Annotated in this window: 3 protein-coding genes and 1 pseudogene; all 4 read left to right on the top strand. The window is 33.9% G+C overall.

Annotation, left to right across the window (positions count from 1 at the left end; all coding sequences use genetic code 11):
- Window positions 1-519 precede the first annotated feature (519 nt).
- Window positions 520-1611 carry a GerAB/ArcD/ProY family transporter gene (locus tag K9V48_RS27095; RefSeq protein ID WP_224142181.1) on the top strand — a complete coding sequence of 364 codons (1092 nt, stop codon included), beginning with the start codon at window positions 520-522 and terminating at the stop codon, window positions 1609-1611.
- A complete protein-coding gene (locus K9V48_RS27090; protein WP_224142180.1) occupies window positions 1592-3049 on the top strand; it encodes a spore germination protein in 1458 nt (485 codons plus the stop codon). The genes K9V48_RS27095 and K9V48_RS27090 overlap by 20 nt, the downstream gene beginning before the upstream one ends.
- Window positions 3050-3052: 3 nt before the next feature.
- On the top strand, window positions 3053-4171 hold the full coding sequence (locus tag K9V48_RS27085) for a Ger(x)C family spore germination protein (protein WP_224142179.1): 1119 nt from the start codon (window positions 3053-3055) through the stop codon (window positions 4169-4171).
- 203 nt (window positions 4172-4374) lie between these two features.
- Window positions 4375-4512 (top strand): annotated as a pseudogene (locus K9V48_RS27080) (IS6 family transposase); the annotation flags it as partial.
- Window positions 4513-4567 lie beyond the last annotated feature (55 nt).

The raw sequence follows: 4567 nt of genomic DNA, 5'->3' as shown, positions 1-4567 counted from the left end.
CTTGAAGTCGGAGTTTTACTGCCCGTTAAGGTGGGATAAATAAGTTGTTTGGAATTGCATCATAATCTGTAATTGAACAGGCCATGTAGGTTCTATGTCTCCATCAAATAGTTTTTGCACCAGAACCAAAATATTAATTAATTTTTATTTGTTTCGATAATAGGAAGTAAATACCCTTTACATAAATAAGGCACTTTCCTTGTTACAGAAAAGCGCCCTTTCGTTGAATAATAATATATGTATTATTGTAAAAAATTCGAACGATTTAAGTATTTTATATCTATCCACTGTAAGTATTCCTTTCCAGTATCTTCTGGCGAATGCAAATTCTTCTGATACCGTATACACCATATACACATTAACCTAAAAAATGGTACACCTGGTCGCAGTTAAAACAAATCAAAATAATAAAAATTAATCATCAGCTTTAGTTTTTATTATTCAATTCGGATCGAATTTGTGAATTTTTTACATTTCCAAGGATAAACTATGTGCATCATTAAATTTAAGGAGATTTTCATGAATCAAAAAGTAATTCAATCTGTTCATCTTTATATCTTACTTATTATGTCTACTGGATTCATGGTACATGTCCTAACACTTCCAACTATATTATCAGTCTCTAACAGGGATGCCTGGTTAAGTGTCATTTGCAGTACGATACCATTTATCCTTTGGATTTTACTTATTTTTTATATTTATAAAAAACTACATACTCATGATGATATTCTCTCTTTACTTAAACGAAATATATCTAAATCCTGGGTTCTTATTATATTTTCAATTGTATTCGGATCCTATTTTCTAATTTCTTCCTTTATTACTCTGAAGTATACTTTTTTTTGGGCAAATGCTCATTATACTTTTGAAGTCCCTGATTTTGTCATTTTATTGTTATTTGCTCTCATTTGCTTGTATGCGTCTGTGAAAGGAATACGGACCATAAGTACGATTGCTCTTCTTGTGCTTCCTTTTGTTTCATTTTTTGGACTTTTAGTAGGTTTCGGAAATTCACCAAATAAGAATTATGAACTGCTGTTTCCGATATTTGAGAATGGATACAAAGATTTTATTCAAGGGTTGGTTCATACCTGTTCCGGTTTATTTGAAATGATCTTTCTTTTGTTTTTAACGTCCTTCCTTAAAGACAAACTAAAGGTTAAATGGCTTATATTGACTGGGATCATTCTTGTGTTTTTAATCTTAGGTCCACTGGTAGGGGCCATCTCAGAATTTGGTCCGGAAGAAGCAGCGAAATTGAGGAATCCAGCTTATGAGCAGTGGAGGCTGTTGGAAATTGGCGAGCATATTACTCGTCTCGATTTTCTTTCGATCTTCCAATGGTTTTCTGGAGCGTTTGTTCGGATCAGCTTATCATTATTTATTGCCAGCAAAATATTTTTGTTGAACAAAAAGATAAAATGGGTTCTTCCTATCCTTTATTTCATATTAATCATTGGTGCATGTATTCCTTGGGATGCCACCTCATTTTTTTATTTTTTGCAACATTTTTATTTCCCTATTAGCCTCATTTTTCAAATTTCCACGATGCTTTTCTTATTACTAATCATTCATATAAAAGGTGATCATCATGAAGAAAGTGCAAACTAACAAAAAAGTCGTCAGCATAGACCAATTGAAAATTTGGTTTGAAGGTTCTTCAGATATCGTTATAAGAACAAGAGCATATCATGATCATACACTGGATTTTCTATATTGCCCTCATTTAGTGGATATGAAATTTATAAATGAGGCTATTTTTCCTGCCATTAATGCTGTAATAGAAAAGAACGGCCACTTAAATTTTGAATTGTTAAATAATGTCCTAGAGGTCAGTAAGCTTAAAGATTTAAATAACGTTAAAACAGAGATAGAGGAAAAACTATTTTCAGGTGAATTACTCATTTTTAGTCATGATTTAAATGATTTTTTCTTTATACCCGTATCTAACTTTCCAAAAAGAGGTCCGGAAGAATCCAATTTGGAATCCTCCATTAGGGGACCAAGAGATGGATTGGTCGAAAACATATCGGATAATATGGCATTAATCCGTCAGAGGTTAAAAACGTCTTCATTAAAAAGTATTGAATATACAATTGGCGAAAGAAGCCGAACGAAAATCTTATTACTCTATATTGATGATATTATGAACCCCTCTATTCTAGAAGATGTCAAAAATCGATTGGATTCCATAAAGGTTGACATTGTCGCTAGCAGTTACGAAATTGAAGAATTCCTATATGATAATACCTTTACTTTACTTCCTTTAATGGATAATTCCGGTAGACCAGACTTCGCTGTTCAATCCTTAACACAAGGAAGATTTGTGATCTTAGTGGATGGAAATCCGACCTGTTTGATAGGACCCACAAATTTCAATCAAATATTATATTCACCTGAAGACGCGCAGGATAGTTTTTTTTACGTTAGTATGGTTCGGATCCTGCGGTTACTGGCCATATTTACGACGATATTTTTACCTGGGTTTTATATTTCGTTAGTAACTTTTCAAATAGATCAAATTCCTTATTCACTTGTCGCAACCATATCTGCTTCTAGAATCGGCTTACCTATATCTGCTCCTGTTGAAGCCTTTATTATGCTTGTTTTATTTGAATTATTTAAAGAAGCTGGGGTACGGCTCCCAAAAGCTGTTGGGCAGACTGTTGCTGTTTTGGGCGGGTTATTTATAGGCGACGCTGCTATTCGGGCAGGCTTAACCTCTCCTGCCTGTTTAGTCATTGTTGCAATAACAGTGATATCGGGTTATATACTTACTAATCAAACCATGTCAGGCAATATCGTGATTCTGCGATTTCTTGTTTTAGCATTTTCATCAATACTTGGCTTGTATGGCTTCTTTATTGTCCTTTTTCTAATCCTAACAACTGTGGTTTCATTGGAAAGCTTTGGTCAGCCATATATGTCGTATTTATCCAAACCCAATACAGCAGATATCATAAAAAATATTTTGAAGCTACCTTATCAATTTATGAAGAAGCGAAATCAAGCATATCAACCTATTGATAGCGATAGTCAAAAGGAGTAATTTATGAAAAAGATTTTATTGATTATTATGATAAGCAGTCAGCTCTTTCTCCTGTCTGGGTGCTGGGGTGCAAAAGAAATACAAAGTCAAACTTATATTACAGGTGTGGGACTGGATTACGCTGAAGGAGAATTTACTGTCTATATTCAAGCTTTGAATTTTGCCAATGTCGCGAAGCAAGAAGGCGGTTCTTCTTTGCAGGAAGCCTCCCCTATTTTTATTGGGGAATCTAAAGGAAAAACCATCCAGGCGGCTTTAAGTAAATTAGAACAAAAGGTGGCACTACCTCTTTACTACGGACATGTTAAAACCATTCTATTAAGTGAAACTGTCATTAAGGAGCAAATGAAGTCTATCATTGAATTTATCGGACAAAATCCTTCACTAAGATACAATATCTGGTTTTTTGGTACAAAACTTGATATTAAAGAAATTTTAACAGGTGAGAGCTTTTTTAACTACCCATCTATATATACAATCCTCCATAATCCCGAAATCTTAACTACAAGCAACTTTTTTATTCCTATCGAAAAGTATAATAAATTTATCTCGACCTATTACCAGCCAGTTGGTACTCAGATCATTCCAGCATTAGAAATGATTAAAGCTCATTTCTCAGAGGATGAAAAAAAGAAAAATGTTGCTGCTGTTACGGGAGGGTTTGTTATTTCACAGCAACAATACAAAGGATGGGTAAATAAAGAAGACCTAGTTGGCCTAAAATGGTTATCTAAAGAAGCTACTAACATACCTCTCTCCCTCTTTGAAGAAAAAGTGAGTGTAATCATACAGAAACCTAAAAGAACGATTAAAGTAGTAAAAGGCCATAAACCTTCCTATCACTTAATTGTAAAAGCCAATGCAGTATTGACCCAAAATGAGGAAGATATGAGTATAGATACAATTAAAAAAGAATTAGAAAATAAAATTAAAAGTGAACTATTAGAGACGATGAAGAAAAGTGAAGAAATAAATGCAGATCTGTTAAATATAAGTGAAAAAACATATCGATATCATGTGAAAAAATGGGGTGTAAGTGCAATTCATTCGATTGATAAGGAATCTATAGAACACATTGAAGTAAAGATACACATTGAACAAAATATAAATTATAAACGCTAAGGTGTTTATAATTTAAAAATGGATGACGCAATTTGCTTTGAGCACTTAACAAAATTAATAGTCATCCTTTTTTATTTATTTCTAATACGGTTATTCATGGTTTTTGTCCATTATTCGATCCTCATACAGATAGGTAAGGGTTTGAAGTTATCGCTCCCTTTTCCCCCTGTTCACACCGTACGTGAGACTTTCATCTCATACGGCGTTCTATGTTGGGATTCAAGTCGTATGAAACAGCCGTTTCTATATTGAGTGGCATTGAAGCGATACATATGATGAAAAAAGGACAACATCACCAACGGGTGAAGTCTGTCCAAAATGAAGTCAAATTCATAAAGTGAGACTTCCATCAGTGGGGGTTTTCTGCATCCCCCACTGATGGTTAGCGAGACTTAT

The organism is Metabacillus rhizolycopersici, assembly GCF_020075705.1.
The sequence above is the reverse complement of the archived record's forward strand: the minus strand, read 5'-3'. Positions and strand labels throughout refer to the sequence as shown.

Excerpts from the sequence above, each read along its gene's own strand:
- K9V48_RS27095 (WP_224142181.1), top strand. The coding sequence starts at position 520 with ATGAATCAAAAAGTAATTCAATCTGTTCATCTTTATATCTTACTTATT.
- K9V48_RS27090 (WP_224142180.1), top strand. The coding sequence starts at position 1,592 with ATGAAGAAAGTGCAAACTAACAAAAAAGTCGTCAGCATAGACCAATTG.
- K9V48_RS27085 (WP_224142179.1), top strand. The coding sequence starts at position 3,053 with ATGAAAAAGATTTTATTGATTATTATGATAAGCAGTCAGCTCTTTCTC.